This window comes from Fontimonas thermophila, assembly GCF_900113085.1.
In the GTDB taxonomy this organism is placed as follows: domain Bacteria; phylum Pseudomonadota; class Gammaproteobacteria; order Nevskiales; family Nevskiaceae; genus Solimonas; species Solimonas thermophila.
This window is the reverse complement of sequence record NZ_FOOC01000008.1, coordinates 75,872-102,811: the sequence shown is the minus strand read 5'-3', so window position 1 is coordinate 102,811 and position 26,940 is coordinate 75,872. Positions and strand designations below refer to the sequence as shown.

Below are 26,940 nucleotides of genomic sequence, written 5' to 3'. Positions count from 1 at the left end.
AGCATCCGCCTCTGATCAAGCCCTACAAGTTCCGGGCCAGATCCGCGCGCCGGTATTCCGGCAAGGCTTTTTGCCTGCATCGCCTCAACCCATGCGCAGCAGCGAAGTCGCCGCCTCGTCGTTCTGCTCGACCGTGCGCATCAGCTTGGTCTGCAGCTCGAACTGACGCGCGAGCGCAATCATGTTGACCATCGCCTCGGGCAACGAGACGTTGCTGGATTCGAGCGCGCCGGAGATCAGCACGGTGCCGGGTGCGGTGGCGAGCGAAACTCCGGGCCGGGCGCGCATCAGACCGTCACCGCCGCGTTCGAGCTGATCGGGCCGGGCGACGACGGTGCGCAAGCGGCCGACGGCGACCAGCGTGTTGGCGCCATTGCCCTGCGGCACCACCGACACGGTCCCGTCGCCGCCGATCAGCAATTGCGCATGCGGCGGGATTGCCAGCGGGCCGCCGTCGCCGAGCACGGCATGGCCGGCGCCCGTGCGCAACTGGCCCACGACATCGATCTGCAAATCCCCCGCCTTGGTATAGGCCTCGCTGCCATCCGGTGCCTGCACGGCGAGCCAGACATCCTCAGCGAAAGCCACGTCGAGATCGCGGCCGGTCTGCTGGAGCGCACCGCTGCGCGCATCCCAGCCGATGCCGCCTGCCAGTGCGTTGACGCGCGTCGGCAATCCGGCGCCCGCGACCGCCTGTGGTGTATTCGCAATCAACTCGGCGCGAAAACCGACCGTCGATGCATTGGCGAGATTGTGGCTGTTCGCGGTCTGCGTCCTCAGCGTCTGGATCGCGCCGGTCATCGCGACATACAAGGCCCTGTCCATGTTCGCTCCATGCGCGCTTAGCGCCGGGTGAATCCTCCGGGATCAGACCCGCTTCTTGCGCTGCCTCATCGGATGTTGATGATCGTCTGCGTGATCTGGTCGGCCGTGGAGATCATCTGCGCGTTCGCCTGGAAGTTGCGCTGCGCGGTGATCATGTTGACGAGCTGCTCGGTGAGATCGACGTTGGAGGACTCCAGCGCGCCGGACTGAATCAGACCGAAGTTGGTCGCACCGGCCGTCCCGCGGATCACGGCACCGGCGGCAAAACTCTCACCCCAGGTGGTATCACCGAGTTGTTGCAAGCCCTGGGGATTGGGGAAATTGGCGAGCGCGATCTGTCCGAGCGGCGTGGCCTGGCCATTCGTATAACGCGCCTGCACGATGCCTTCTTGTGTGATCTCGATCGCGGTCAGACGGCCAGATGCATAACCATTCTGGGTCAGGCTCGAAATGCCGAAGCTGTCACCGAACTGGGTCACCGCGGCACTGTCGATGGTCAGGTTCAGGTCGGCCGCGCCATTGCCCGGCGAGTACGGCGGCAGCGTGAACTGCCCCGTCGCCGGCGTGATCAAGCTGCCGGTATCCGACAGCACCAGCGTGTTGGGACCGCCGACGGTATTGCCGTCGATCCGCGCATACATCTCCCACTGGTTCGGCGTGGCGGTGCGCACGTAGTACAGACTCACCGTATGCGCAGCGCCCAGCGAGTCGTAAACGGTCACCGACGTCGTGTGGTTATAGCTGGTCGGATCGGACGCATCGAACGGCGTGGTGACCGGCGGACTGGCGTTCGCAGGCAGGTTGAGGTGGGTCGTGATCGTGCTCGTCGCCAGCGGTGGATTGTCGGCGGTCGACAGGCGCAGATCGGTCAGGCGCGCCGTATCGAACGCCGCGCCGTCGCCGACCGGCGGAAACACCTGCAGCCGCTGACCTGCCGCATTGACGACATAACCGTCGCGGTCGGTGCCGAATGCACCCGCGCGCGTATAAACCAGCGCGCCATTGTCGGACAGCGTGAAAAATCCCTCGCCGGAGAGCGCGAGATCGAGCGAGTGGGTCGTAAACTCCACCGATCCCTGTTCGAACTGCTGGGCGACGCGGGCCAGGCGCACGCCGGCACCGATTGCCGTCGAGGGTAGGCCAAAGGCCGAGAGCTGGAACACATCCGCAAACTCGGCGCGCGACCGCTTGAATCCGGTCGTATTGACGTTGGCGATGTTGTTGGCGGTGACGTTGAGGTCTGCCGAGGCGGCATTCAGACCCGAGAGGGCGACACGAAACGGCATGGATTTGTCCTCCTAGAGAATCTGCTGGACGTCGGCCAGCGCAACGGGCGCAAGGCCGAGCAGCTCGAGTACCAGACCGTGCTGGTCCGAGGTGGCCACCGACTGCACGCGGCCGACGGCGGAAGTGGATAGCGACTGTTGCGTGGCGCCCTGCACGAGCCGCGCCTGCAGCGTGTAACGACCGGCGTCGAGGCGTTCGCCCGAAACACGCGTGCCGTCCCAGGAAAAGCGCGCCCATCCGGATGGCTGAGTGCCCAGATCCAGCGTACGCACCACCGCCCCCGCGGCATCGACGATATCAACGACGACATGCCCGGACGCGGGAACATAAGCGGCGCCATCGAGCGCACCGTCCGCCGGCAGATAACCGGTCGTGCTGGGCACGAGCACGCTGCGACCGACGAGGCTCGCGCCCTGCAGCATCTGGCTCGAGCTCAGCGCGGTTGCGAGCGCCTGCAGCGACGTCTGCATCTCCGAGATACCGGCAACGGTGCTGAACTGCGCGAGCTGGCCGAGGAATTCTCCGTTCTCCATCGGCTTGAACGGATCCTGGTTTTTGAGCTGCGTGGTCATCAGCAGCAGGAACTCGTCCTGGCCGATCGTCTTTTTGCTGGCCGCAGGCTGCGCAAGCGCAAGACCGAGATCGGCGTAGGTGGTATCGATCGCGGGCATGGGTCAGGCTCCTAACGGCCGAGCGTGAGGGTACGCAAAGCCAGCTCCTTGGCGGTATTCATGACCTCGACACTGGACTGATACGAGCGTGCCGCCGAGATCATGTTGACCATTTCCTCGACGACATTGACGTTGGGCGCATAGACATAGCCGTCGGCATCGGCGAGCGGATGGCCGGGCTCGTAGCGCTTCTGCGCTGCCGCGGTGGATTCGACGATGCCGAGCACCCGCACGCCGGATGCCTCCGGCGCGCCCGGTTCGGTAACGGCCTCGAACACCGGCAGACGCGCCTTGTAAACGGATTCGGCATCGCCGGCGATGGTATCGGCGTTGGCGAGATTGCTGGCCACCGTGTTCAGACGCACCGACTGCGCCGCCAGCGCAGAGCCGGCGATATCGAAAATCTTGAACGAAGACATGGGATCGAGGCTCCGTGTCATTGCCCGGAGAGCGCGCCCAGCAACGACTTGATGCGCGCATCCAGAAACTGCAGGCTGGCCTGGTAGCGCAGCGCGGCGTCGGCAAACTGTGCCTGTTCGATCTGCACATCGACGGTATTGCCGTCGGCGGAAGGCTGCACCGGCACGCGGTAGCCCACCGCCTCGCCACCGATATCCGCAGACGCCGCGCCAAGGTGTGCATCATGGGTGCGCAGCACGGCGGCGCGTGCCTGGGTCGAGGAAAGCACTGCGCGGAAATCGACATCGCGGGCCCGATAACCCGGCGTGTCGGCATTGGCGATGTTCGCCGCGATCAACTCCATGCGCCGGCGCTGGAGTTGCAGCGCCGCGGGATGAATACCAAACAACGGATCCTTGACGGCCATCGACGTCTCACCACGAAACCAGTGGCGAGCCTGGGGCAAGTCCTGTGCCAGCGGCGGGCAGGCGGCGCTCTCTGCCACGCCCGGCGGGTCAGGCCGGCATCAGTGTACGGATGCGATCGACGACGCCCTGAGCCAGTTCGTCAGCGCTGAATTTGGCGATGAAGCGGTCGGCGCCGACACGCTGCACCAGCGCGTTGTTAAAAACGCCGGACAGCGAGGTATGCAGCATCACGTACAAATGCTTGAGCCGCGGGTCGCGCCGGATTTCCGTCGTCAGCGTGTAGCCGTCCATGTTCGGCATCTCGATGTCGGAAATCACCATCAGCACCTGCTCTTCGATCGGCCCGTGCTCGGCCATGCGTTGCAGTCGATGCAGGGCGTCGCGGCCGTCGCCGACCAGGATCGCCTCGACACCGAGCTGCCGCAGCACGCGCTCGATCTGGCCACGCGCGACACGCGAATCATCGGCGACCAATATTCTGCGGCCGCCCAGATCGACATCCCGGGCCGCGCCACGCAACCGTGCGGATAGCTCCGAGGACGCGCCGACGGCTTCGGCGAGCACCTTTTCCACGTCGATGATCTCCACCAGACGACCGGCGTGGCGGGTGATCGCGGTGAGATAGCCCTCGCCGCTGCCCGTCGGCGGGAGCTGCAACTGGGCGACATCGACATGGGCGATGCATTCGACACCATCGACGAGAAAGCCCTGCGTCGAGCGGTTGAACTCGGCGACGATCACGTGCGCGGCCTCGCCGCCGCCCAGCGCCTCGCCGCCGATCGCGCGCTGCAGGTCGATCACCGGCACGATGCGCCCGCGTACGTCGGCGACACCGGCGATGTACGGGTGCGCGCCCGGCATTGGCGTCAAGGGTGGCCGCCGGATCACCTCCTGCACCTTGAAGACGTTGATGCCAAAGATTTGACGCACACCGAGCCGGAACAGCAGCAGGGCCAGCCGGTTGTGTCCGGCGAGCTGGGTGCTGCGATCGATGCTTTCGAGGAGTCCGTAAGCCATGCGCCTGTATCGGCAGCACCGCGCGGATCTGTAGCGAGATCAGTGTGTGTCCGGGTCCCAGGAGCACATGGCCGTGCACCCCCCATTCCTGGCACGGGGCTTGTATCGGTGGGGTCATGGACCCACATCCGGACCTTCGACGCAATACCAGTATCGCTGCGCTGTGTGCAGGACTGTCCCTGTGCGCCGCCGCGCAGGACATCGAGCCGTTCGAGCGCATCAGCGCCGTCGCGATCGCCGCAGTATCGGCACAACTGCCGCCGAGTGCACGCGTCAGCGCGAGTGTGCCCGATCCGCGCCTGCGTCTGCCCGCCTGCGCGCAAGCGCCGGTCGCCGCGCCCCCGGCTGCTCGCAGCGCCCATATGAGCGTTGCCGTGCGGTGCGCCGATCCGGCCTGGACCGTCTATGTCCCGGTGCACATCCGCGATCTGCGTCCGGTGCTCGTACTCACCCGCACGGGCACGCGCGGCGAGCCGCTCTCGGCCACCCTGCTGGGGGTGCAGGAACGCGACGTGATGCAACTCCCCTTCGGCTACTTCGAAGACATCCAGGCGCTCGAAGGCTATGTGTTGCGCCGCACGCTGCCGCCGGGTGCCGTGCTCACCCCTTACGACGCGGAACCGCCGCGCCTGGTGCGCCGCGGTCAGACCGTCACGGTGATCGGACGCAGCGGCGGCATCGAGGTACGCGCCGCCGGCACCGCCCTCTCCGACGCCAGCCACGGCGAGCGGGTGCGTGTGCGCAATGATCGCTCGCAGCGCATCGTCGAGGGCACGGTGACGGCCGCGGGCGTGGTGGAAATCCGGCTGTGAACGCTACGCAAGCCTTTGTTTGGACTGGCCCTGCGTCATCGGGCGTCGGGCTTTTGACGAATCATCCGCCCTGCATGCCCGGGCACAGGCTCAAGAACCGGCGGGCCGTGCCGATACAGGGCGTGGCAAACGCCGCAGGAGTGCCGTCCGGATGAGCAACAAGATCGAAACCTATGGCCCGCAACTGGCGAGCGCGAGCGCACGCGTCAGATCCGCCGAACCCGGCGCGATGGCGGGCGGCGAACGCATCGGCGGTGCCCGCGGCAGCGATTCCGTCCAGCTGACCGACGACGCCGTCTTGCTGCAACAGCTCGAGCGCGCGGTCCACGACGCCCCGGTGGTGGACCCCCACCGTGTCGCCGAGACCCGGCGCGCCCTGGCCGAAGGCAGCTACCGCGTGGACCCCCGCGCCATTGCGGCCAAGCTGGCCCGCATGGAATGGGAACTCGCGCAGAGATGAACACACAACCGGATCCACACGCCGACCTGCCGCAACGCCTGGCCGACAATCTGGCCGCGCATCTGGACTGCACGCGCCTTTTGCACGCAACACTCGCGCACGAGCGCGAGGCCCTGCTCGCCAATGATGTCGAGGCCCTGGAACGCCTGACCTGCACCAAAACCGCCGCGGCCGAGCGCCTCGCCGAGCTTGGCTACGCGCTCAACCGTCTGCGTCGCCAAGCCGGTGCCGAGCGCATCGAAGCCTGGATCGAGCGCGCCGATCCCTCCGGGCATTGCGCCTGCCGCTGGCGCGAGCTGATCGCGCTGGCCGCGCAGTGCCACGATGCCAATCGCGCCAATGCTGCCTTGCTCGATGCCCGCAGCCAGCAGATTCGCAGCGCGCTGCACGTCGTGCATGGATCAGCCAGCACTCCGACCTATGCCCGCTCCGGCAGTGTGGCGGCTCCGCTCGGATCGCGGCCCCTGGGCCTGGCATGAACGACGCCGCACCATCTGCAAACCACGCCGAGGACTTGCACGGTGTGCTCCTGCGCAATCCCGCGCGCATCGTGGGGCTGCTGCACCGCCTGCGTCTGCACCGCAGTCTGCTGTCGATACGCTTCGAAGGACGCGCGGATTGGCACACGAGCATGATCGTCGCCGTCGATGCCGCGCACGGTCGTCTCCATCTCGATGCTCCAGCGTCGACACCGATGCCGATGCCCCCGCCCGGCACACGCATCGCCGTGCGTGGACGGCTCGACGGCGGCGATCTGCGCTTTGGTTGCCGCTACACCGGCACGATCCTGATCGAGGGCATCGAGTCGCTCGCCGCTGCCATTCCCGAAGAAGTCTTCGTGCTCGAACGGCGCACGGCCTTCCGCCTGAACCTACCGCCGCGGCTCGGCCTGCCGCCGTCGGCGATCGGCCGCGAGCACCCGACGCATCCGACGCGCCTGCTCGACGTCTCCGTCAGCGGAGCCGGTGCCATCGTGACACCGATGATCGATCCGCAGATCGGCGAAACCCTGCACATGCACGTCCAATTGCCCGGCGCGAGCGTGCAAACCGCCGCCGAAGTGCGCTCGACCCGCGTCCGCGAGGACGGAGTGCGTGTGGGTCTGCGCTTCGGAGCACTGCGCCGCGAAGACGAAACTCGCCTGGCCCAGGCCATCCACCGCCTCGAACGCCAACTGATCCGCGCCGCCCGACGCCCGTGCTAGAGCGGCATGCCTGCGATAATGGCGCATGTCCTGGCTGTCTCTCTTCGTCACCTGCCCCCGCGGCGTCGAGCCCCTGCTCGCCCAAGAACTCGCTGCGCTGGGTGCGAGCGCGGTGCATGACCGCACCGGCGGCGTAGCCGCGCAGGCCTCGCTCGAATGCGCTTACCGGATCTGCCTGTGGTCGCGTACGGCGAGCCGTGTGCTGCTGCCCTTGCGCACATTCGCCGCCTTGGATGCGGAGGCGCTCTATGCCGCCGCGCGGGAACTGCCGTGGAGCGAGCTGTTTGATCCGGCGACGAGCTTCGCCGTCGAGGTCGCCGGGCGTTCGCCGGCGATCCGGCATACCCATTACGCCGGACTCAAGGTCAAGGACGCGATCGTCGATCATTTCCGCGCACGGGGATACCCCCGCCCGAATGTCGATACCGTGGCCCCGGGCCTGCGCATCCATCTGCATCTGGACCGCGAGCAGGCGACGCTGAGCCTCGATTTATCCGGGGACAGTCTGCATCGCCGTGGCTACCGACACGACGGCGCCGAAGCCCCCCTGAAGGAGAACCTGGCCGCCGCAATCCTGCTCTGGGCCGGCTGGCCACAGCGCGCCGCACGCGGTGAACCCCTGTTCGATCCGATGTGCGGTTCCGGCACCCTGCTGATCGAAGCGGCGTGGATCGCCGCCGACGTCGCGCCGGGCCTGCTGCGCCGGCGCTGGGGTTTCGAAGCCTGGCGCGGACACCAGCCCGCGCTCTGGCAGCATCTCTACGCGCAGGCGCAGACACGCCGCCGCGAAGGCCGTCACCGTCTGCCGACCATCGCCGGCTCCGACCACGATGCGCGCACCCTCGCCGCTGCACGCAGCAGCATCGAGCGCGCCGGACTCTCCGGCGCCATCACCCTGCGCCAGGACGACGCCCTCACGGCCCTGCCGCCCGCCGAGCGGCCCGGCCTGATCGTCACCAATCCGCCCTACGGCGAACGCCTGGGCGCGGAAACTGAGCTGATCAAGCTCTATTCCTTGCTCGGCGTGCATCTCAAACAACGCTTTGGCGGCTGGCGCGTGGTTTTGTTCACCGCGCGCGCCGACCTCGCGCTACGGCTGGGACTGCGCGCCGATGCCCGGCACACGCTGTACAACGGTGCCATCGCCTGCAAACTGCTCGGCTTTAACATCCGCGGAGCCGATGCAAACGCACCAGCGCCCAGCGAGTCCGGCACGGCGCCTGCCAGCGACGCGTCCGGACGCACCGGGCCCGGCGTGCACAGCAGCGCACCGGATCCGGGCGGCGAGGATTTCGCCAACCGCCTGCGCAAGAACCTCCGGCATCTGGGCAAATGGGCGCGGCGCAACGGCATCACCAACTACCGGCTCTACGACGCCGATCTGCCCGATTACGCGCTGGCGATCGACCTCTACGCCACCCCCGAGCTGCACGCGCACGTCCAGGAATATGCCGCGCCCAAGACCATCGAGCCCGCACGCGCGCAGGCACGCCTGCGCGAAGCGCTGGCGCAGATCCAGCACGTGCTGGACATCCCGCCGGCGCAGATCCACTACAAGCTGCGCCGCCCGCAGAAAGCGGACGGCCAGTACACGCGGCAGGCCGCAACCGGAATTTTCCACGAGGTGACCGAACACGGCTGCCGCCTGTCGGTCAATTTCGACGATTACCTCGACACCGGGTTGTTCCTCGACCACCGGCCCATGCGCCTGCGTCTGCAGCAGGAGGCGGCGGGCAAACGCGTTCTCAACCTGTTCTGTTACACCGGCGCCGCGACCGTGCACGCCGCATGTGGCGGCGCGCAACAGACCCTGTCGCTGGATCTGTCGAATACCTACCTGGAATGGGCCCGGCGCAACCTCGAACGCAACGGCGTGCGCGCGACGCTCTACCCCTACCCGCCGGCACCGGGCGAGCGCCTGGCGCCACACGCCCTGATCCGCTGCGACTGCCGGCAGTGGCTCGCCGATATGGCGCAACACCCCGCCAGATCCCGCTTCGACCTCATCTTCCTCGACCCACCCACGTTCTCAACCTCGAAGAAAATGACAGGCACACTCGACATCCAGCGCGACCACGCGACCCTGATCCGTCAGTGCCTGGCGCTGCTCGCTGCCGGCGGCACGCTCTATTTCTCGACCAACCGCCGTGGCTTCAAGCTCGATGCCGCGCTCCAGACCATCGCCGAAATCGACGACATCACCGCGCAGACGCTGGATGCCGACTTCCAGCGTCCACCACCCGCACACCGCTGCTGGCGCCTGCGCCACCGGAGCTGAGCCGGCAAAATCGGCAAGACAGCAGGCGTATCGCCCACCCAGCGCCCGGTCACGCCTCGGCGTCCGGCACGCACTGCGCTGCCGCGCGCCGCCGCCGATTCGCTATCATCGGACCGATGACATCAGGGGGTCCGTCATGCGCACTGCGGTTGCCATCTGTCTGACGCTGTCGCTGGGTTTGTCCGCCACGACGACCATTGCCCAGGAACCCGCCACCGAGGTCTGCAAGGCCTACATCGCCGGCGAGTGGCAAACCCTCGGCAGCGGGTCGCTCGACGCCTGCCTCAAGGGCCTGGAGCAGTGGGTGAGCGATTACAACGAGCAGGGCTTCAAGTTCAGCCTGTGGGGGCAAACCCTGCTGTCGGCGGACCGGTATTACTTCTACCAGTCGCCGGACGGCGGCAGAAGCTGGCAGACCATTGGTCTGAAATCGGAACTCGCGCGCAGGCTCGATGCTGCCGCTGCGCTGCCCGGCCCCGGTGCCGGCGACGTCGTCGCCGCGATCCGCCGGGACGCCGATGGCGCGGCCACGGACATGACCCCGGCCGCCGTCAGCGCATCACCCGCGCAGACCCCACGGCCCGCCGCCTCCGACCGCCGCGTCTGCAGCGTGCGCCAGGGGAAGGACTGGAAACGCATCCCCAACCTCACACTGGAAGAATGCGCCGTCGAGCTCGACCGCAGTCCCGATGATTACGACTCGAACGGATTCAAGTACGCCTACTGGAGCGGCGTGTTTCTCGCCGCCAACCGGCAGGACGTCTTCAAATCGGCCGGCACAGACAACTGGCAGCGCGTGTTCCAGCGCATCCCGCGCTGATCGCCGCACAAAGCCCGCCACATCGGGCTTTCGGTTTTCAAGCGCCTGCAACGTACGGGCGCGATGATGGGTGCACCACGGGTGGAGGACGACATGCATCGCAAGACCAGGAACGACAGCCACAATCCGCAGCGCCGGCGCGTGCTCGCCGGTCTGGCTGCGGCCGGCGCCGCCGCTGCGCTGCCGGGGTGTGGCGACAGCGTCGGCGTCTCGACAGCCGGAGCCGGGCTGCCGGTGCTGCCGCGTCCGGAAGACAGCGGCATCGACCACATCGTGCAGGTGATGATGGAGAACCGCTCCTTCGATCACATGCTCGGCTGGGTTCCCGGCGCGCGGGCGATGCAGCAGCGCGTATTCCGCAATGCCTTCGGCGAGCTCGTTCCCACTTTTCCGCTGGCCGAAGATCCGGCCTACGGCTTCCAGGGCTGCGGCTGGGCCGACCCCGCGCACGGCTACGAGGACGGCCGCGTACATCTGAACAATGGCGCGATGGACGGCTTTCTGCTCACGGAAGGCACGGCGAGCAACCCGCAGGACCGTTTCCCGGTCGGTTACTACCGCCGCGAAGACTTGCCGTTCTACGCCGGCGTCGCCGAGCATTTCACCGTCTGCGACCATTACTTTCACGGCATCCTGTCGTCGACGTTTCCCAACCGCATCTACATCCACGCCGGCACCACCGACCGTAACACCAACACGCTGCCCTATGCGCAGCAGGCGCCATCGACACTGCCGACGATCTGGGACCAACTGATCGAACGCGGCATCCCCTGCGCCAACTATTTCTCCGATCTGCCCCTGACCGGACTGTGGGGGCCAAAGTACCTGGAGATCACCAAACCGTTCAGCCAATTTCTCATCGACGCCGCAACCGGCAATCTGCCGGCGGTGTCGTACTTCGATCCGTTCTTCGGCGCCGCCGTCGGCGAGTCACCGTTCGGAATCTCCCAGGACGATCATCCGCAAGCCGACGTACGCGACGGCCAGGCCTATCTGACACGCATCTACAACGCGCTGCGCAACAGTCCCAACTGGGAGCGCACGCTGATGATCGTGACCTATGACGAATGGGGCGGCTTCTACGATCATGTCGTGCCGCCCTTTGCCCCGGTCACCGGCCCGGAGGCGGAATTCAACGACGGGCGGCTGGGGTTCCGCACCCCCTGTGTGATCATCGGTCCGCGCGCCCGCAAGGGCCACGTCTGCCACCTGCAGTTCGACCCCAATTCGGTGATCAATCTGATCCGCTGGCGCTGGGGACTGGACTGGGTCGGCACGAGCCCGCGCAACGAAACCTCGCTGAACATGGCTTATGCGCTGGATTTCGACAACCCTCCCGATCCGCGCGCGCCGGCCTTCGATTCCCCCGAAGGCCGCAACGGCATCCCCGGCCTACCCTTCGGCATGGAATGCCATGTGTCATCGCTGGTGACGAATCCCGCATCGGTGACCCGCCATCCCTCGCTGGACCGTCACCAGGCCGAGTGGGATGCGCTGGCGCAGATGTGCCGCCGCTACGGCTTCATCACCTAAAAACCCCGCGCAGGCACGGTCGCACCGCCGTGCTCATGTGTCCTCGACGGGTACGAACAGACGCATGAAGCGCACGAAACCGAGTTTGCTGCCCTTGACGATCTCGAACTCGGTGGCGATCGTCAGCGCGGGATGGCGCAGTTGCGCCAGCATTTCCTTGAACACCTGCGCCGGTACACGCACGACGATATCGGCGTCCTCGCGCAACTGCGGCACGACTTCGCTGACGCCACGGCGCACGATGTAGGTGTAGCGTTCCGGCGTGTCGGTGAATTCGAAACCGACGGCGATGATGGTATCGGCGCTGGCTTCGGCATCCAGGTTCACCGCCATACCGTCGAAAAAGCGCGCCAGCGGCATGCGCGCCAGCATCTCCGGCGTCGGGGTGAGCATCCGTTTGGGCAACACGAACTCGCCGGCGAGTTCGCCGGCCACCGTCAGATACCAGTGGCGGGCGTTGGGGTTGGCTTCGCGCCCGCCCAGCGCACGCAACGCGGCGATGCGCGCCTGCCGGGCCCCGACATGGTCCGGCTGTACGCGCAGCAGATAATCGGTGAGCTGCAAGACCCACTGATGCTCGCCGGCCTGCGCCGCGGCATCGATCTGATGCGCGAGCGCATCGATCCCGCCGGCGAGTTCAACGATACGCCACGCGGTCTCATCTGGCGGCAATGGCCGCAGATTCGAGGGATTGCCGTCGAACCAGCCGAGATTGCCAGTGAAAATATTGCGCGCCGACCACTGCGGAGTACCGTAGAACTCCCGTAGCCACGGCGATGCGGCCAGATGCGGCGGCAGTTTGATCCGGGATGCGATCTCGTCGGGCGTGTACCCCTGATTGATCAGGCGCAGCGTCTGGTCATAGACGTAGCGGATCGCATCGCGGTAATCGGTGAGCGTCTGCGCGATCAGCGCCTCGCCGACGAGCGGACGCGTATGGCTCGGCACCAGGACCGTGGGCTTGAGCGCGCGCATCTTGTCGATCGAGTCGGCCCAGGCCCGCGGATCGCGATAAGACGTTCCGCGGATCGTATAGAGATTCGGGAACGCCTTGTAGACGTTGTCACCCGACAGCAGGATGCGCCGCTGCGGCAACCAGACGAAGAGCTGGTCGTCGGTCTCGCCCGGCGCGTGCACGAGCTGGAAATGGACACCGGCAACCGTGTCCTCGAGCGTGTCGTCGAAGGTGCGCGTCGGCCGCAGCATGTCGATCGTGCTGCCGGGACCCATCGCAACAAACGGGCCGATGCCGACGTTGACCATGGCCTCGGGCGACAACTGCGTTCCGTACATGCGCAACGAACGCTGGGTGATCGCGGTCTGCAGCTCGATCGAGGTTTTCTCCATGTTCGCGACCAGCCCGCGCTGCGCATAGACTGGAATCGCGCCAGCACCCTCCGCAAAGACACCGGCGCCGCCGATATGGTCGGGATGCGAATGCGTGTAGATCAGCGCCTTGACCGGCTTGTCCGTGCGCTTGCGGAATTCGGCCAGCACCGCGCGCGCCGATTCCACGGTTTCCATCGTATCGACGACGATCACGCCATCATCGCCTTCGATCAGAATCGAGTTCGCGATTCCGTATCCGACTGCAACCCAGATGCCTTCGACGACTTCGATGACTTCCCGCCGGAACTCCTCGCCATGTGCCGCAAGCGCCGCCGGCGTGGCCACCGGCGCTGCCGGTGGTGCCGCCACCCGGTCTTTGCAGGCCACCAGCGACAGCAAAACGCCGACACCCAGCGCGACACGCCCTATCACGTCCATGGAGCTCCCCTGGCTGGTCTTCCCGCGCACAGCGTAGCGCCTGCGGCTTGTAGCCGACAGCGCCTCGATCGCCTTAACGACGGCCCAGCCTACGGCAGCGCAACTCAGGTGCCACGCAGCTGACGCAACAACGCCGCGGCCTGCAGCTCGCGGCCACCGAGCTGGCGGCGGATCGCCGCGCGCAGCAGATGCCGTGCATCGCGGCGGCTGGTCTCATCGTCGAGACGCTCGTCGCGCAGCGCGATCAGGCTCGCTCCGGCATAGCCCTGGGAATCGACGACCGGCCCGCGCTCCCAGTCGTAGCGGTAATGCCGTGCAGGATCGAGATCGGCATCCAGATGCAAGCCGTATCCGATATCAGCGAGCAGGCGTTTCTCGAACAACCGCAACGCGATCTCCGCATCCGTCTCGCTGCCGGCGAGTTCCGGCAGCAGCGCCGCATAGACCGCATACAGACGCGGATGGGCGTCGTGACGCTGCAGCAGGCGCAGAATCAACTCGTTCATATACCAGCCGAAGAACGTGCGCTCGCCGGTGAGCAAGACCGGCGGCGCCTGCGCCTCCGCGCCAGTGAGCGTGCCCAGTTCGCCCGACAGGCGCCACGACAACAGCAGCGGTGCGAACGGCTGCAGCACGCCGCGCAGCCGGGAGCGGGGCGCGCGCGCGCCCCGCGCGATGAGCCCGATCCGCCCATGGGCCGCAGTGAAGGCTTCGAGCAAGAGGCTGCTGTCGCCGTAAGGCCGCACGGCGAGCAGATGGGCCGCTTCGAGCTGGACGGTCCGCGCCATCCCCGCCGCCGGTCAGTCGTGCCCAATCAGACCGAAACGGCGCAGCGCCTTGGGATCGTCGCTCCAGTTTTCGCGCACCTTGCACCAGAGCTTGAGGAAAATCTTGCGTCCGAAGATCAACTCCAGCTCGCGCCGTGCCGCCGTGCCGACTTTTTTCAGCGTCTGTCCGTTCTCACCGATGACGATTTTTTTCTGCCCTTCACGCTCGACCCAGATCACCGCGCTGATGCGGTCGAGATTGCCCTCGCGTTCGTAGTGCTCGACCTCGACGGTGAGTGCGTACGGTAGTTCCTCGTGCAGATGGTGGATCAGCTTCTCGCGCACGATCTCGGCAACGGTGAACGCATCGTCATGGGCCACCACCTGCCCCGGCGGATACAGCGGCGGCCCCTCCGGCAAATGGCGGAGAATCTCGTCGATCAACGGCGCGAGATTCTCCTGACGTGTCGCCGACACCGGCACCACGAACGCATACTCGCGCATCGCGCTGAGGCGCTGCAGCTCGGGCAGCAGCAGCTCGCGGTTCTTGAGACGGTCGATCTTGTTGACGACGAGCCCGACCGGCACCGCGTTACCGGCCAGACGTTCGAGCACGGCCTGATCCTCATCGGTCCAGCGCCCGGCCTCGACCACGAACAGCACCAGATCGACATCGCGCAAGGCACCCGCCGCCGCCTCGTTCATCGCGCGGTTGAGCGCGCGCTTCTGCAGGCGGTGCAGACCCGGCGTATCGACGAACACGATCTGATCCTCGCCGCGATGCAGTACGCCCTGGATGCGGTGCCGCGTCGTCTGCGGCTTGTGCGAAACGATGCTGACCTTGCGCCCGACCAGCGCATTGAGCAGCGAGGACTTGCCGACGTTGGGCCGGCCCGCGATGGTGACGACGCCGCTACGCATCGGCCACCCCTGCTTCGAGACGCTGCAGCATCGCCTCGGCGGCCTGCTGCTCGGCGCTGCGGCGGCTCGGCCCCTCGGCCCGTGTCTGCTCCGCCGTGTCGGGCAGGACACAGCAGACGTGGAAACGACGCGCATGCGGCGGGCCTTCCTCGGCGAGGACTTCATAACGCGGCAGCGGGCGGGAGCGCGCCTGCAGCCATTCCTGCAGACGTGTCTTCGCATCCTTGAGCTGCTCGGCATCCGGCAGCTCGGCGATCAAGGGCTGGAGCAAGCGCAGGGCAACCGCCCGTGCCGCGGCAAAACCGCCATCGAGATAAACCGCACCGAGAATGGCTTCGACGGCATCGGCCAGTATCGAATCGCGGCGAAAACCGCCGCTCTTGAGTTCACTCTCGCCCAGTCGGATCACCGCACCCAGATCCAGGTCGCGTGCGATACGCGCCAGCGCGGCCTCGCGCACGAGGCTGGCGCGCAGCCGCGACAACGCACCTTCCTCGGCCGTCGGCCGGGCGGCGTACAGCGCATCGGCGGCGACGAAGTTGATCAGCGCATCACCCAAAAACTCGAGGCGCTCGTTATTGCGCACTCCCAGGCTGCGGTGCGACAGCGCACGTTCCAGCAGGCCGGTGTCGGTGAAACGGTGCCCCAGATGCTCCTGCAAAACTTCGAGCGATGCGTTCAAGTCACTGTGTGCTGAGATTGGCCAGCGGCACGTCGCCGGCAAAAGAGATGACGATCGAGATGTTGTAGAACAGATGCTCGCGGGCTTCATACTCGTAGCTGAGGAAGCGGCCGCTTTGTGTGCGTTTGATCTTGACGTCGCGCGGCTCGAGATACTTGATGTCTTCGATATCCCAGTAGCGTTGCAAATCCTTGCGCAGCTCCCCGATCTCCGCCTGGCCGTTCCCCGGATCGGCGGCGACCTTGTTGATCGAACTGGCGATCTTCATCTGGTTGAGATAGATCGGCAGACACTTGACGACGACGATCGCGACGAAGGCGACCACGGCCAGCACGAACAGCAGGCCAAACCAGCCCAGACCCCGTTGACGGTTGCGCGTGTGCATATCGATCCCCTGTTCTCCTCGATACACCGTAAGTCCTAGCGGATACGCATGCCGATGCGCGAAAAGTCGATACGCATGCGGTCACCATCCCAGGACATCCAGATGAAAAATGCCTTGCCCACCAGATTGCGCTCCGGCACCGTTCCCCAGCGGCGGCTGTCGTCGGAACCGTCGCGGTTGTCGCCCATCGCGAAATACTCGCCCGGTGGTACGACGAACTCGAAATCATCCGCCGGCCGCGCCGGGTTGACCAGCACGTGGTGCTCGACGCCGGTCAGGTTTTCCGTGAGCCGGTAAACCACGCCCGGCGGCGGCAACCCCGGCGCAGTATAGACACCGGCCGGCTCCAGCGACACCGGCTCGCCGTTGACGTACAGACGCTTGTCGCGATAGGCGATGTGATCGCCCGGCAGGCCGACGATGCGCTTGATGAAATCCTTGCTCGGATCGACCGGCCAGCGGAACACGACGATGTCGCCGCGCTGCGGTTTGCCCACCTCGACGAACTTGTAATGAAACACCGGATCGCGCAGGCCGTAGGCGAATTTGTTGACGAGGATGAAATCCCCGACGAGCAGAGTCGGGATCATCGAGCCGGAGGGGATGCGAAACGGTTCGACGACGAACGAGCGCAACAGCAGCACGATCAGGATCACCGGAAAGAACGACTGGCAGAAGTCGATGAAACCGTTGGGCCGTGCGTCGGGACGACCGGCGCGCCGCGGCGCCAGCACCCATTTCTCCAGCGCCCAGAACACGCCGGTGAACAGCGTCAGGGCGGTCAGAATGACGGCGAAGTCGATGTGAAAGTCGTTCATTGGCGACGGTCCGATGCTGGTCTGGACGCCACGGCGCACAAATCCCGCGCCGGGCAGCTTTGCGCATTTGCGCGGATATCCATGTCCCTCACTTTTTCCGGTCGACCCCGAGTACCGCGAGGAAAGCCTCCTGCGGAATCTCGACGTTGCCGACCGCCTTCATGCGCTTCTTGCCCTCTTTCTGCTTCTCCAGCAGCTTGCGCTTGCGACTGACGTCGCCGCCGTAACACTTCGCGAGCACGTCTTTGCGCAGGGCCTTGACCGTCGTGCGGGCGATGATCTTGGAGCCGATCGCCGCCTGGATCGCGATGTCGAACATCTGGCGGTGGATGACTTCCTGCATGCGTTCGCACAGATCGCGGCCGCGCGGATACGCCGCGTCGCGGTGGACGATGCTCGCCAGCGCATCGACGCGGTCGCCGTTGACGAGCACGTCGAGCTTGACCAGGTCTGCGGCCTGGAAACGCAAGAACTCGTATTCGAACGAGGCAAAACCGCGGGAAACGCTTTTCAGCCGATCGAAAAAGTCGAGCACGATCTCGGCCAGCGGCATTTCCACTTCCATCTGGACCTGCGATCCCAGATAGCGCAGGTTCTTCTGCACGCCGCGTTTTTCCATGCACAGCTGCATCACCGCACCGACATGATCCGGCGGCATCAGGATGCGCGCGCTGATGATCGGCTCGCGGATCTCCGCAATCGATCCCGGCTCTGGCAGCTTGGCCGGATTGTCGATGCGGATGACCTCGCCATTGGTCTTGAGCACTTCGTAAACGACCGACGGCGCCGTCGTGATCAGATTGAGGCCATACTCGCGCTCGAGCCGCTCCTGGACAATGTCCATGTGCAGCATGCCCAGAAAGCCGATGCGAAAGCCAAAGCCCAGAGCGGTCGAATTCTCCGGTTCGAACTGCAAGGCGGAATCGTTCAGGCGCAGCTTTTGCAGTGATTCGCGGAAGTCCTCGAAATCATCGGCATCGACCGGGAACATGCCGGCAAAGACGCGCGGCTGCACCTGCCGGAAACCGGGCAGCGGCGCATCGCACGGACGCGCAGCCAGCGTCAGCGTATCACCCACTGGCGCTCCGAAAATGTCCTTGATGCCGGCGACGACGAAACCGACCTCGCCACAGTCGAGTCGGTCCTTGAACACGCGCTTGGGCGTGTGGACACCGAGCATGGTGACTTCGTAGTCGCGTCCGGTGGACATGACGCGGATCTTCTCACCCTTCTTGAGTGAGCCGTTGACCACGCGCACCAGCGACACCACACCGAGATAGTTATCGAACCAGGAATCGACGATCAGCGCCTGCAGGCAGCCATCCGGATCGCCCTTGGGCGGCGGCAGCTTGTGCACGACGGCCTCGAGCAAATCCGGCACGTTGAGACCAGTCTTTGCGGAGATGCGCAGGGCATCGGCCGCAGGAATGCCGATGATCTGCTCGATCTCCTCGCAGACGCGCTCGGGTTCGGCATTCTGCAAATCGATCTTGTTGAGAACCGGCAGCACCTCGAGATTCTGTTCGATCGCCGTGTAGCAGTTGGCGACCGACTGTGCCTCGACTCCCTGCGAGGCATCGACCACGAGCAAAGCGCCCTCGCAGGCCGCGAGCGAGCGCGACACCTCGTAAGAGAAATCGACATGCCCGGGGGTGTCGATCAGGTTGAACTGGTAGAGCTCGCCGTTCTTGGCGCGGTAATGCAGCTGCACCGCCTGCGCCTTGATCGTGATGCCACGTTCACGCTCGATCGGATTGTTGTCGAGCACCTGCTCGGTCATCTCGCGCTGCTCCAACCCTCCGGTGAGCTGGATGAACCGGTCGGCGAGGGTCGACTTGCCGTGGTCGATGTGCGCGATGATGCAGAAATTGCGGATGTTGTCTTGCTTCATGGGGTGGCCCGGAGGGCCGCGAAGTATACCGAACGATCAGGACCACGCCGCGCCTTTGGGCGACCGGGCGCTCCCCTGCCCGCCGCTGCGCAACGCTGCCGGGTCGAAATGGCCTTCCGCCACCACCGTGCCGGCCTCGTCGAGCAAAACCGGAATCCGCCGGCCGTAGCGCATGCGCCACTCGGCACGATCATCGACACAGGCATGCTCGACCGTGGCGGCGTCACCGAGATATGCGTGCAGCGCCGCTGCGAAATCCTCGCAGAGGTGACAGCCGGGTCGGCCGAGCAGCAAGTAACGACGCGGACTCATGGTGATCCGGCCGGTGCCGGCGCAGGGACGTCGAGCGCCAGGAACAGCGGCGCACCGCGGCGCTGGACCAGCACCGCCACCGTCTGGCCCGGCGTCAGCCGGTCCACGACCTCGCGGTAACGGCTGACGCTGTCGACTTCCTGACCGGCGAGCTGGATCAACACATCGCCGGGGCGCACACCTGCACGGGCGGCAGGCCCATCGCGCACCTCGGTGATCATCAGCCCGCCGCCGACGACTTGCGCAAAGCGGCGCTCCTCGTCGGTCAGCGGACGCACGCTCAGTCCGAGCTTCTCGCCGGGTGGAGTGGCCGGCGGTGGCGCGGCCCCCGGCGGCGGCTCGGCGCGCAGCGTGCCGACCTCGATCTTGAGCGTCAGCGGCTTGCCGCCGCGCACGATGTCGAGCGTCGCGATCTCGCCTGGATCGGTGATGCCGACCATATGGGGCAGGCTCGAGGAACTCGGCAGCGGCTCGCCGTTGTAACGCAGAATCACGTCGCCTTCACGCAGACCGGCCTTCTCGGCGGGACTGTCCGGCAGCACGCGTGCCACCAGCGCGCCTTCGGCCTTGTCCATGCCGAATTGCTGGGCGAGATCGCGATCCACCTCCTGGACGACAACACCGAGCCATCCCCGCGTAACCGTACCGGTGTCGCGGAGCTGGCGCGCCACCTTGGCGGCGACATCGATCGGGATCGAGAACGATACGCCTTGATACCCCCCGGACTGGGAGTAAATCTGCGAATTGACGCCGACCACCTCGCCGGCCAGGTTGAACAATGGTCCGCCGGAGTTGCCGGGGTTGATGGCCACGTCGGTCTGGATGAAAGGCACATACTGCTCGGTGACCAGGGCGCGCCCCTTGGCCGAGACGATGCCGGCAGTCACCGAATAATCGAAGCCGAACGGAGAGCCGATCGCAAGCACCCATTGCCCCGGCCGCAGCTTGCGTGAATCGCCGAGCTTGACCACCGGCAGGTTCTTGGCATCGATGTGCAGCAACGCAAGATCACTGGCTTCGTCGCTGCCAACCAGCTTGGCGGTGAACTGACGCCGGTCGAGCAGGCGCACGATCACCTCCTTGGCACCACGGATGACGTGGTAATTGGTCAGGATGTAGCCATCCTCCCAGAGAATGAACCCGGACCCGAGCGATTCCTGATCCGGCATCAGACCTTCCTCGGCCCGTTCGTTCTCGAACTGCCGCTCGAAAAAGCGGCGGAACCACTCCGGCGCGCCTTCCAGCGCATCCGGTTGCAGCTCATCCTGCGCGGATGAGGCCGGCGCGGCATCTACGACCGTGCTGATGTTGACCACGGCCGGCGACACCTGCTCGACCAGATCGGCAAAATCCGGATAGCCGGTGACCGCGGGCGCCGGCGCCCCACCGCGACCGCAGGCAACCAGCGGCAACATGGCAGAGAGCATCAGGCACCGCAGGCTGCGGGCGACTGGCGACATGATCGACTCCCGACCTGCGCAAGAATTAACGTCGAGCGCGGATTTCAAAGGATTTGCCGCGGAAATTCAAACCGCAGCCAACCCGCAGCATGTTCAGTCGGCCAGGCGCGCCAGGCGCGCGCAATCGGCCGCCCTGGCGGCGGCACGGCGCAGCAGCAGCGGCCGATAGGCCGGCGATGCCGCCGCGCGCCGACCGGCGGCATGGGTGCAGGCAAACCCGCCCGCCAGTCCGACCAGGCCGAAGGCAGCGACAAGCGCATCGTGCGCCTGCAACACCTGCTGGGCGAAAGCGCCCGCGAGCACCATGCCGGCCAGCGGCACGAGATACACCCATAGCGCGGCGCGCATCACCACACCATCCTCGATCCCGACGATCACGGCATCGCCGACGCGCAAACCCGGGATGACGCCGCGCACGAGGACGTCCGGCCGCCGCCGTCCGATCAGGCGGCCGAGCACACCGCCGCCGCAGCCGCGGCCCTCGGCGCACCGCGGGCAGGTCTCCGGACCAAGGGCGCGCACCCACACGGCATCGTCATCGGTGCGGGTGACGATGGCTTTTTCCTCGATCACGGAAATGCCGTCCGGGCTTTTAGGGGCGCTTCAGGGCGAGTCGGCAGCCGGCTGCGGAGCTGTCTCCGGCGGCTGCAGGCTCTCACCGATCAGGCGTACGGTCTCCGGCGGCGCCTCGCCGACCACGGTAATGTGCACGCTGCCGAGCATACGCCCGAACGCGTGCACCGCACCCATGCGCGACTGTCCCTCGAACGGTGGCATCGGCAGCGCGCGGTGCGTGCTGAAGACCGAAACCGCAGACAGGCCATCGGTCAGCAGCACATGCTCGACGAACCCCTTGCCATCCGCTGTCGGCCGCAGGCTGCGCATCGTCACGCGGAATCCCGGCGGCAGTTGGCGAAAGCGCCAGGTCGGACCGGCCGATGCGCCCGGCTGGGCCGCAAGAGCGGTAGCGTCGGCCTGGGGCGGGGATATCCGTTGGTCCTCGTCGCCGAGATCGAAGGCGCTCATGGCGATGCGCTCCGGGAACTCGACCTCGGTGAACATCATCTGCTCGAGCACGGTGCCCTCGCGCCCGACCAGGTTGACCTTCAGCGGCACGCGCGTCTGGGTGTCGGCCCAGATCTCGTAACCATAGCGGTAGCGGTCCTTGGGCAGGATCGCGAGCCCGGTGCAACGACGTCCGGCGATGCGCTCCTCGCCGATCTCGCGGAACTCATAGACCTCGGCAAGCTGCGCGACGCGCTCGGCCGACAGTGGCGGAAACAAGCCCTTGGGCGTGGGCTGGTCGATCGTCATCTTGCGGTCCTTGGGCAGCAGGCAGATGACCTTGCCGTCGCGCCTGAGCACCTCGCGCGGCGCACCGGTCAAGGTCTGCACACGCTCGAACTCGTGCCCGTCCTGCACACCATGAACGACGCGCAGAGTCTCCATGCGATCCCGGGTCTGGTAAACGATGACACCCTGATAGTTGGCCTTGCGTGCCGCCTCGCTCATCTCGACCAGCAGCGCTGCCGGATCGCCTGCCCATGCGCTGCCGCCGGCCACCGCCAGCAATACCACCCACGCGGCCCGGCTCAAGGCTGGCCTCCGTCAAGCTCGGCCGGCAGGGGTTCGGCAACCGGCTCGCCGACGCTGTGCGCAGCAAAACGGGCGTAGGACAGGGTGGCTCCCATCCCGCGGTCGGCGAGCGTGTTGCTGTGTTCGATCAGGTAAGCGCGTAGCTCGTCGGCGATCTCGGCGCGCCGCAGGGCCTCACTGCCGCCAGCGGCAACAGTCTGCAGGTATCGCGGGCGATATCCGGACACTGGCGCAAACACCGCGCTGCCTGCCTGCGGTGGCGAAAAACCGGATTCCGCAACGGCGTCGCTCGCGCGCTCGCCCAGACCGAACGTCAGCGCAACGCCAGCGATCGAGGCCGCAGCGGCCAGCCCGGCAAGCGGCTTCCAGTATCCACGCCAGCGGCGGCGTCCGATCGGAACGATCTTTTCCGTTACTGGCGCCGGCCGCGCCTCGAGCCGCGACATCACGTCCGCACAGATGCATACCTGCGTTCTGCGCACGCGCACCCCCTCCCGCGCATCGCGCACCAGACACATGCGGCTCCACGCCAGCTTGAGCTCGGGGGAACGTTCCATTTCCTCGAGAATGCGGTCCAGCTCTTGCGGACTACATTCGCCGTCCAGCAGGGCGGAAAGGGAATCTCTAGTCATCGAGTCACCTCGATACGACGTTAAACGGATAACCACGGAATCGGGCAAAAGTTCCACACGCCTGCACGACGCACCGGACGGTTCCACGGCGGAGATTCATTCGAGCAGGGGCTTGAGCGCGGCATCGATCGCCTCACGGGCACGGAAAATCCGCGACCTGACGGTGCCGATCGGGCAATCCATGACCTCGGCGATCTCTTCGTAAGACAGGCCTTCCAGCTCGCGCAGCGTGATCGCCTTGCGCAGATCCGCCGGCAGCGCGGCGATGGTTTCGGCGACACGGCGCCGAATCTCCTCCGACAATAGTTCAGCCTCCGGTGTGTCGACATCGCTTAGATGTTCGGTATGTCCGTAAAGTTCGGCATCGGCGACGTCGATGTCCTGGTCGGCCGGCCGCCGCCCGCGCGAAACCAGGTAATTCTTCGCCGTGTTGATGCCGATGCGGTAGAGCCAGGTATAAAAAGCCGACTGCCCGCGAAAACCATTCAAGGCGCGCCAGGCGCGGATGAAGGTTTCCTGGGCCACATCGGCAGCCTCCGCCTCTCCGACCAGCCGCCCGACCAGCTGCATGATCTTGTACTGGTATTTGCGCACCAAGAGCTCGAACGCACGCTGATCGCCCTGCTGCGCGCGTTCCACCAGCTGTTCGTCGATGTTATTGCCGGACATTGAAGACCTTGACGCGGTACACCGCGCCGCTGGGCGAAGCTTGAGATCCCTGTGGAACCCCTGCGGCCGGCCCCGGACCGTAGCCGGAACGGGCGCGGATCACGAATAATCCATGCATTCTAACAACCCCCGGATGCCTGAGAATGGATGCACCCGATGTCCTGGTCATCGGCAGCGGTGCCGCCGGCCTGTCCTGCGCGCTACGCCTGGCACAGGCCGGCGTCGCCGTCACCGTCGTGTCCAAAGGGCCGCTGACCAGCGGCAGCACCCTGTGGGCACAGGGGGGCATCTCGGCCGTGCTCGATGCCGAGGATTCGCTGGAGAATCACATCCGCGACACCCTCGTCGCCGGCGCCGGGCTGTGCGACGAACGCGCCGTCCGCTTCGCCGTCGAGCGCGGTCCGGACTGCATCCGCTGGCTGATCGATCAGGGCGTCGAATTCACCCGTGACGAGGACGACCCCAGCGGCAACGGATTGCACTTGACGCGCGAGGGTGGACACAGCCACCGCCGCGTCGTCCACGCCGCCGACGCCACCGGCCGGGCCGTCGAGACGACTCTGTCGGGGCTGGTCGCAGCGCACCCGGGCATCCAGGTCCGCGAGCACACGATCGCCGTCGATCTCATCGTCGATCGCAAAACGCGCCGGGCGCTCGGCGCCTACCTGCTCGACAGCGCACACGGCGGCGTCGAGGCGGTCGCGGCGCGCGCGGTGGTGCTCGCGACGGGGGGCGCCAACCAGGTCTATCTCTACTCCAGCAATCCGCATGGTGCCTCCGGCGACGGCATCGCCATGGCCTGGCGCGCCGGCTGCCGCATCGCGAACATGGAATTCATGCAGTTCCATCCGACCTGCCTGTACCATCCGCAGGCACGGAATTTCCTGATCAGCGAGGCGCTGCGCGGTGAGGGAGCGGTCCTGCGCCTGCCGAACGCGGATGGCAGCCCCGGTGATCGCTTCATGCCGGCCTTCGACCCCCGTGCCGAACTCGCACCCCGCGACATCGTCGCCCGTGCGATCGACTACGAAATGAAGCGCCTCGGCATCAAGTACGTCCTGCTCGACATCAGCCACAAACCGGCCGACTTCATCCGCAATCATTTCCCGAGCATCCACGCACGCTGCCTTGAGCTTGGCATCGACATCACGCGCGAACCGATTCCGGTCGTGCCATCCGCGCATTTCACCTGCGGCGGCGTGGTCACCGACCTCGCCGCGCGTACCGACATCGACGGTCTTTACGCAGTCGGCGAAGTCGCCTGCACCGGATTGCACGGCGCCAATCGCCTGGCGTCGAATTCGCTGCTCGAATGCCTGGTCTTCGCCGCAGCCGCAGCCCAGGACCTGATCGCCACGCTGCGCGGCCGGCCGCTGCCCGGACCGCTGCAGCCGTGGGACGAGAGCCGTGTACGCGATTCCGACGAAGACGTCGTCGTCTCCCACAACTGGCTGGAACTGCGCACCTTCATGTGGGATTACGTCGGCATCGTGCGTACGACCAAGCGTCTGGAGCGTGCACGCCACCGCGTCGAACTGCTCAAGCAGGAGATCCAGGAGTACTACGGTAACTACCGCATCAGCCCGGATCTGGTCGAGCTGCGCAATCTGGTGACCGTGGCCGATCTGATCGTGCGCTCGGCCCTGTCGCGCCGTGAAAGCCGGGGCCTGCACTATACGCTGGACTACCCGGATACCCTGGCCGAGGCCGCACCGACCATCCTGCCCGGACGCAACTGAAGCGGCTTTACGGCCTCATGCGGTGGACAGATGCGCACGCAACCGGCGCAGCGCCTCGGTGGACAGCTCGTCGCCACCGATCAGACGCACGGCGCGCTTCCCGTCATCGGCCGCAAAGCGCAGCACGAGCACCGGTCCGCGGACGATGGAATCGCCCAGCAGCACGGCATCGATGCGTGTGCCATCGGCTCGCTGCAGAGTCCAGCGGTCATCGGCATGCCCGATCAGCCGGACGAGCGCACGCGGACCAAAGCCCAGCGCTGCATGCCGGCGTACCCACCACCATGACACCGCGACCATCATCGCCAGCATCAGCAACGGCAGCGTCGGCGGCTGCGCGGCGACGAGCAGGAGCAGACAAACCAGATGCAGAGCAAAAGCGGCCCGCCACACCCGCATCGACGGACGCAAGTTCAAATCGATGGTTGCCATCACCGGTGAGTGCGGAGCTGGGCGATGAGTGCGGCGTACTCATCCGGCGGTTCGGCATAACCCATGATCCAGGCCCAGATGTCCGGATCCTCCGCCAGCGTGATCAGGCGCAGGAACGCAGCCTTTTCCTCGCGCGGTGCCGTGTGATAGCGGCTTGCGTAATAGCGCTCCATCAGCACGTCCAGCTCTTTCATGCCCCGGCGCAACAGCCAGCGCAGGCGTCCTTCGGTGATGTTCACCGTCGTCAAACCCTCCGTTCTGTGCAAAATCCGACTCGACAGGCGCATCTGCCGACAAACCGCCGACGTTCTATCCGTGGACGACCGATCGGCCCCAGTCATCGGTCTGAGTCCAGCATCGATTGTACTCTTCGGGCGCACCGACCCCGGGGTGGAGGACGTTGAGAATCCGAAGGACGACACCCCGCGCACGTTGCGCCCGGGTTCGGCAATGCACTGAGGTGATGGGGATACAACGCGTCGGTGAGGTTGTCCACATCCACCCTCGGACGTCGTGGCACGACGATGCCAAAGCGACGACCCTCAAGGTTCACGGGGTCAGGCTCAAGTGCCGGCGTTGAGGCCGGACGTCTTGCGGACCACGCCCTGGGGATTGCCGTTGGTTGGGACCGCCGCCGAGTTCCGCGACGTTCACACAGCCCAGTTCGCCGCCGAACAGGCGGCCCTGCGAACCGAGGAAGAACTTATAGCCCTGGCTGTCGCCGCCGGCGGTTCCGCCGGCGACTTGTGCATGGCCGAGGCTCGCGCCGAGAAAGCTGTCGGCGCCGGGATGCGCGTGCGCCGTGGACGCGACCACGCTCCCAAGCAAGATCGATGACAACAAACACTGCTTCATGGGGCGAACTCCTCGATGGGATACACCACCCCATGGCGCAAACCCCGTGCCGGGGCAGCGCAAACTCAAATCATTGTTTATTAAGAGATTTATTTCGAGGACGCAGCGGACGGTGTCCGCCGATCCGACACTCGGCGTCTAGTCAGCAGACAGATCGCAACGCCTGTTGCGGGTCAGGGCCGTGGACGCAGGCGGTCGTGCCTGTTCACGGACGTTGGGCCTTGGTTGCGCACACCAAGGGCCGAGAGGGTGTATTCAGCGCGTGCCGCCGCCCGGGGGA

General features: G+C 66.1%; 30 protein-coding genes. 8 read left to right on the top strand and 22 right to left on the bottom strand.

What is annotated here, in order from left to right:
- Positions 1 to 84: 84 nt before the first annotated feature.
- The 6 genes from BMZ48_RS09110 to BMZ48_RS09085 all read right to left on the bottom strand — a co-directional run bounded on the left by BMZ48_RS09110 (position 85) and on the right by BMZ48_RS09085 (position 4,627).
- The gene (locus tag BMZ48_RS09110) at positions 85 to 825 is read right to left on the bottom strand and encodes a flagellar basal body rod protein FlgF (protein WP_091534146.1); all 741 of its coding nucleotides are present in this window, start codon (positions 823 to 825) and stop codon (positions 85 to 87) included.
- 65 nt (positions 826 to 890) lie between these two features.
- On the bottom strand, positions 891 to 2,111 hold the full coding sequence (gene flgE / locus BMZ48_RS09105; protein WP_091534143.1) for a flagellar hook protein FlgE: 1,221 nt from the start codon (positions 2,109 to 2,111) through the stop codon (positions 891 to 893).
- Positions 2,112 to 2,123: 12 nt separating this feature from the next.
- Positions 2,124 to 2,783 (bottom strand): flagellar hook assembly protein FlgD, encoded by a 660-nt coding sequence (locus BMZ48_RS09100; RefSeq protein ID WP_091534141.1) that lies wholly within the window; start codon positions 2,781 to 2,783, stop codon positions 2,124 to 2,126.
- An 11-nt stretch (positions 2,784 to 2,794) separates the two neighbouring features.
- Positions 2,795 to 3,202: a flagellar basal body rod protein FlgC gene (flgC, locus tag BMZ48_RS09095; protein WP_091534138.1), complete on the bottom strand. Its 408-nt coding sequence runs from the start codon at positions 3,200 to 3,202 to the stop codon at positions 2,795 to 2,797.
- Between the two features lie 17 nt (positions 3,203 to 3,219).
- Positions 3,220 to 3,609, bottom strand: coding sequence for a flagellar basal body rod protein FlgB (gene flgB / locus BMZ48_RS09090; protein ID WP_091534136.1), 390 nt, complete (start codon positions 3,607 to 3,609; stop codon positions 3,220 to 3,222).
- Positions 3,610 to 3,697: 88 nt separating this feature from the next.
- The gene (locus tag BMZ48_RS09085; RefSeq protein ID WP_091534133.1) at positions 3,698 to 4,627 is read right to left on the bottom strand and encodes a chemotaxis protein; all 930 of its coding nucleotides are present in this window, start codon (positions 4,625 to 4,627) and stop codon (positions 3,698 to 3,700) included.
- A 116-nt stretch (positions 4,628 to 4,743) separates the two neighbouring features.
- On the opposite strand from BMZ48_RS09085, the gene flgA reads away from it, so the two are divergent.
- From flgA to BMZ48_RS09050, 7 genes are all read left to right on the top strand, one after another.
- Complete coding sequence (gene flgA, locus BMZ48_RS09080; protein WP_091534131.1) at positions 4,744 to 5,439, top strand: flagellar basal body P-ring formation chaperone FlgA; 696 nt, start codon at positions 4,744 to 4,746, stop codon at positions 5,437 to 5,439.
- A gap of 151 nt (positions 5,440 to 5,590) precedes the next feature.
- Complete coding sequence (flgM, locus tag BMZ48_RS09075; RefSeq protein ID WP_091534129.1) at positions 5,591 to 5,899, top strand: flagellar biosynthesis anti-sigma factor FlgM; 309 nt, start codon at positions 5,591 to 5,593, stop codon at positions 5,897 to 5,899.
- Positions 5,896 to 6,378 carry a flagella synthesis protein FlgN gene (locus BMZ48_RS09070; RefSeq protein ID WP_159431145.1) on the top strand — a complete coding sequence of 161 codons (483 nt, stop codon included), beginning with the start codon at positions 5,896 to 5,898 and terminating at the stop codon, positions 6,376 to 6,378. Before flgM ends, BMZ48_RS09070 begins: the two co-directional genes overlap by 4 nt.
- Positions 6,375 to 7,103, top strand: coding sequence for a flagellar brake protein (locus tag BMZ48_RS09065; protein ID WP_091534124.1), 729 nt, complete (start codon positions 6,375 to 6,377; stop codon positions 7,101 to 7,103). Before BMZ48_RS09070 ends, BMZ48_RS09065 begins: the two co-directional genes overlap by 4 nt.
- A gap of 25 nt (positions 7,104 to 7,128) precedes the next feature.
- The gene (gene rlmKL, locus BMZ48_RS09060; protein WP_091534121.1) at positions 7,129 to 9,381 is read left to right on the top strand and encodes a bifunctional 23S rRNA (guanine(2069)-N(7))-methyltransferase RlmK/23S rRNA (guanine(2445)-N(2))-methyltransferase RlmL; all 2,253 of its coding nucleotides are present in this window, start codon (positions 7,129 to 7,131) and stop codon (positions 9,379 to 9,381) included.
- A 136-nt stretch (positions 9,382 to 9,517) separates the two neighbouring features.
- Positions 9,518 to 10,201, top strand: coding sequence for a hypothetical protein (locus BMZ48_RS09055; RefSeq protein WP_091534118.1), 684 nt, complete (start codon positions 9,518 to 9,520; stop codon positions 10,199 to 10,201).
- 93 nt (positions 10,202 to 10,294) lie between these two features.
- Positions 10,295 to 11,734, top strand: coding sequence for an alkaline phosphatase family protein (locus tag BMZ48_RS09050; protein WP_091534234.1), 1,440 nt, complete (start codon positions 10,295 to 10,297; stop codon positions 11,732 to 11,734).
- 33 nt (positions 11,735 to 11,767) lie between these two features.
- Here the strand turns inward: BMZ48_RS09050 and BMZ48_RS09045 are convergent, their stop codons facing one another.
- The 13 genes from BMZ48_RS09045 to rpoE all read right to left on the bottom strand — a co-directional run bounded on the left by BMZ48_RS09045 (position 11,768) and on the right by rpoE (position 23,634).
- A complete protein-coding gene (locus tag BMZ48_RS09045) occupies positions 11,768 to 13,501 on the bottom strand; it encodes an alkyl/aryl-sulfatase (protein ID WP_091534116.1) in 1,734 nt (577 codons plus the stop codon).
- 104 nt (positions 13,502 to 13,605) lie between these two features.
- The gene (recO, locus tag BMZ48_RS09040; RefSeq protein WP_091534113.1) at positions 13,606 to 14,289 is read right to left on the bottom strand and encodes a DNA repair protein RecO; all 684 of its coding nucleotides are present in this window, start codon (positions 14,287 to 14,289) and stop codon (positions 13,606 to 13,608) included.
- A gap of 12 nt (positions 14,290 to 14,301) precedes the next feature.
- Positions 14,302 to 15,189, bottom strand: coding sequence for a GTPase Era (era, locus tag BMZ48_RS09035; RefSeq protein ID WP_091534111.1), 888 nt, complete (start codon positions 15,187 to 15,189; stop codon positions 14,302 to 14,304).
- A complete protein-coding gene (rnc, locus tag BMZ48_RS09030; protein WP_200769578.1) occupies positions 15,182 to 15,871 on the bottom strand; it encodes a ribonuclease III in 690 nt (229 codons plus the stop codon). The genes era and rnc overlap by 8 nt, the downstream gene beginning before the upstream one ends.
- A 1-nt stretch (position 15,872) precedes the next feature.
- Positions 15,873 to 16,256 carry a DUF4845 domain-containing protein gene (locus BMZ48_RS09025; protein WP_091534105.1) on the bottom strand — a complete coding sequence of 128 codons (384 nt, stop codon included), beginning with the start codon at positions 16,254 to 16,256 and terminating at the stop codon, positions 15,873 to 15,875.
- A 35-nt stretch (positions 16,257 to 16,291) separates the two neighbouring features.
- Positions 16,292 to 17,074 carry a signal peptidase I gene (gene lepB, locus BMZ48_RS09020; RefSeq protein WP_091534103.1) on the bottom strand — a complete coding sequence of 261 codons (783 nt, stop codon included), beginning with the start codon at positions 17,072 to 17,074 and terminating at the stop codon, positions 16,292 to 16,294.
- Between the two features lie 88 nt (positions 17,075 to 17,162).
- A complete protein-coding gene (lepA, locus tag BMZ48_RS09015) occupies positions 17,163 to 18,965 on the bottom strand; it encodes a translation elongation factor 4 (RefSeq protein WP_091534101.1) in 1,803 nt (600 codons plus the stop codon).
- A 36-nt stretch (positions 18,966 to 19,001) separates the two neighbouring features.
- The gene (locus tag BMZ48_RS09010) at positions 19,002 to 19,277 is read right to left on the bottom strand and encodes a glutaredoxin family protein (protein ID WP_091534099.1); all 276 of its coding nucleotides are present in this window, start codon (positions 19,275 to 19,277) and stop codon (positions 19,002 to 19,004) included.
- A complete protein-coding gene (locus BMZ48_RS09005; protein ID WP_091534097.1) occupies positions 19,274 to 20,737 on the bottom strand; it encodes a DegQ family serine endoprotease in 1,464 nt (487 codons plus the stop codon). Before BMZ48_RS09005 ends, BMZ48_RS09010 begins: the two co-directional genes overlap by 4 nt.
- Positions 20,738 to 20,830: 93 nt before the next feature.
- Complete coding sequence (locus BMZ48_RS09000; RefSeq protein WP_159431144.1) at positions 20,831 to 21,310, bottom strand: SoxR reducing system RseC family protein; 480 nt, start codon at positions 21,308 to 21,310, stop codon at positions 20,831 to 20,833.
- A 30-nt stretch (positions 21,311 to 21,340) separates the two neighbouring features.
- Entirely contained in the window at positions 21,341 to 22,333 is a 993-nt protein-coding gene (locus BMZ48_RS08995) for a MucB/RseB C-terminal domain-containing protein (protein ID WP_143383669.1), read from the bottom strand.
- Entirely contained in the window at positions 22,330 to 22,965 is a 636-nt protein-coding gene (locus BMZ48_RS08990; RefSeq protein ID WP_091534090.1) for a sigma-E factor negative regulatory protein, read from the bottom strand. The genes BMZ48_RS08995 and BMZ48_RS08990 overlap by 4 nt, the downstream gene beginning before the upstream one ends.
- Positions 22,966 to 23,061: 96 nt before the next feature.
- On the bottom strand, positions 23,062 to 23,634 hold the full coding sequence (rpoE, locus tag BMZ48_RS08985; RefSeq protein WP_091534088.1) for an RNA polymerase sigma factor RpoE: 573 nt from the start codon (positions 23,632 to 23,634) through the stop codon (positions 23,062 to 23,064).
- 143 nt (positions 23,635 to 23,777) lie between these two features.
- Here rpoE and nadB point away from each other — a divergent pair, with 143 nt between their 5' ends.
- Positions 23,778 to 25,373, top strand: coding sequence for an L-aspartate oxidase (gene nadB, locus BMZ48_RS08980; protein ID WP_091534085.1), 1,596 nt, complete (start codon positions 23,778 to 23,780; stop codon positions 25,371 to 25,373).
- A 15-nt stretch (positions 25,374 to 25,388) separates the two neighbouring features.
- Here nadB and BMZ48_RS08975 read toward each other — a convergent pair whose 3' ends face one another.
- From BMZ48_RS08975 to BMZ48_RS08965, 3 genes are all read right to left on the bottom strand, one after another.
- Positions 25,389 to 25,805, bottom strand: a complete 417-nt coding sequence (locus BMZ48_RS08975) for a protein YgfX (RefSeq protein WP_091534083.1) — start codon at positions 25,803 to 25,805, stop codon at positions 25,389 to 25,391.
- Positions 25,805 to 26,044, bottom strand: a complete 240-nt coding sequence (locus BMZ48_RS08970; RefSeq protein ID WP_091534232.1) for an FAD assembly factor SdhE — start codon at positions 26,042 to 26,044, stop codon at positions 25,805 to 25,807. Before BMZ48_RS08970 ends, BMZ48_RS08975 begins: the two co-directional genes overlap by 1 nt.
- Positions 26,045 to 26,354: 310 nt before the next feature.
- On the bottom strand, positions 26,355 to 26,660 hold the full coding sequence (locus tag BMZ48_RS08965; RefSeq protein WP_091534081.1) for a hypothetical protein: 306 nt from the start codon (positions 26,658 to 26,660) through the stop codon (positions 26,355 to 26,357).
- Positions 26,661 to 26,940 lie beyond the last annotated feature (280 nt).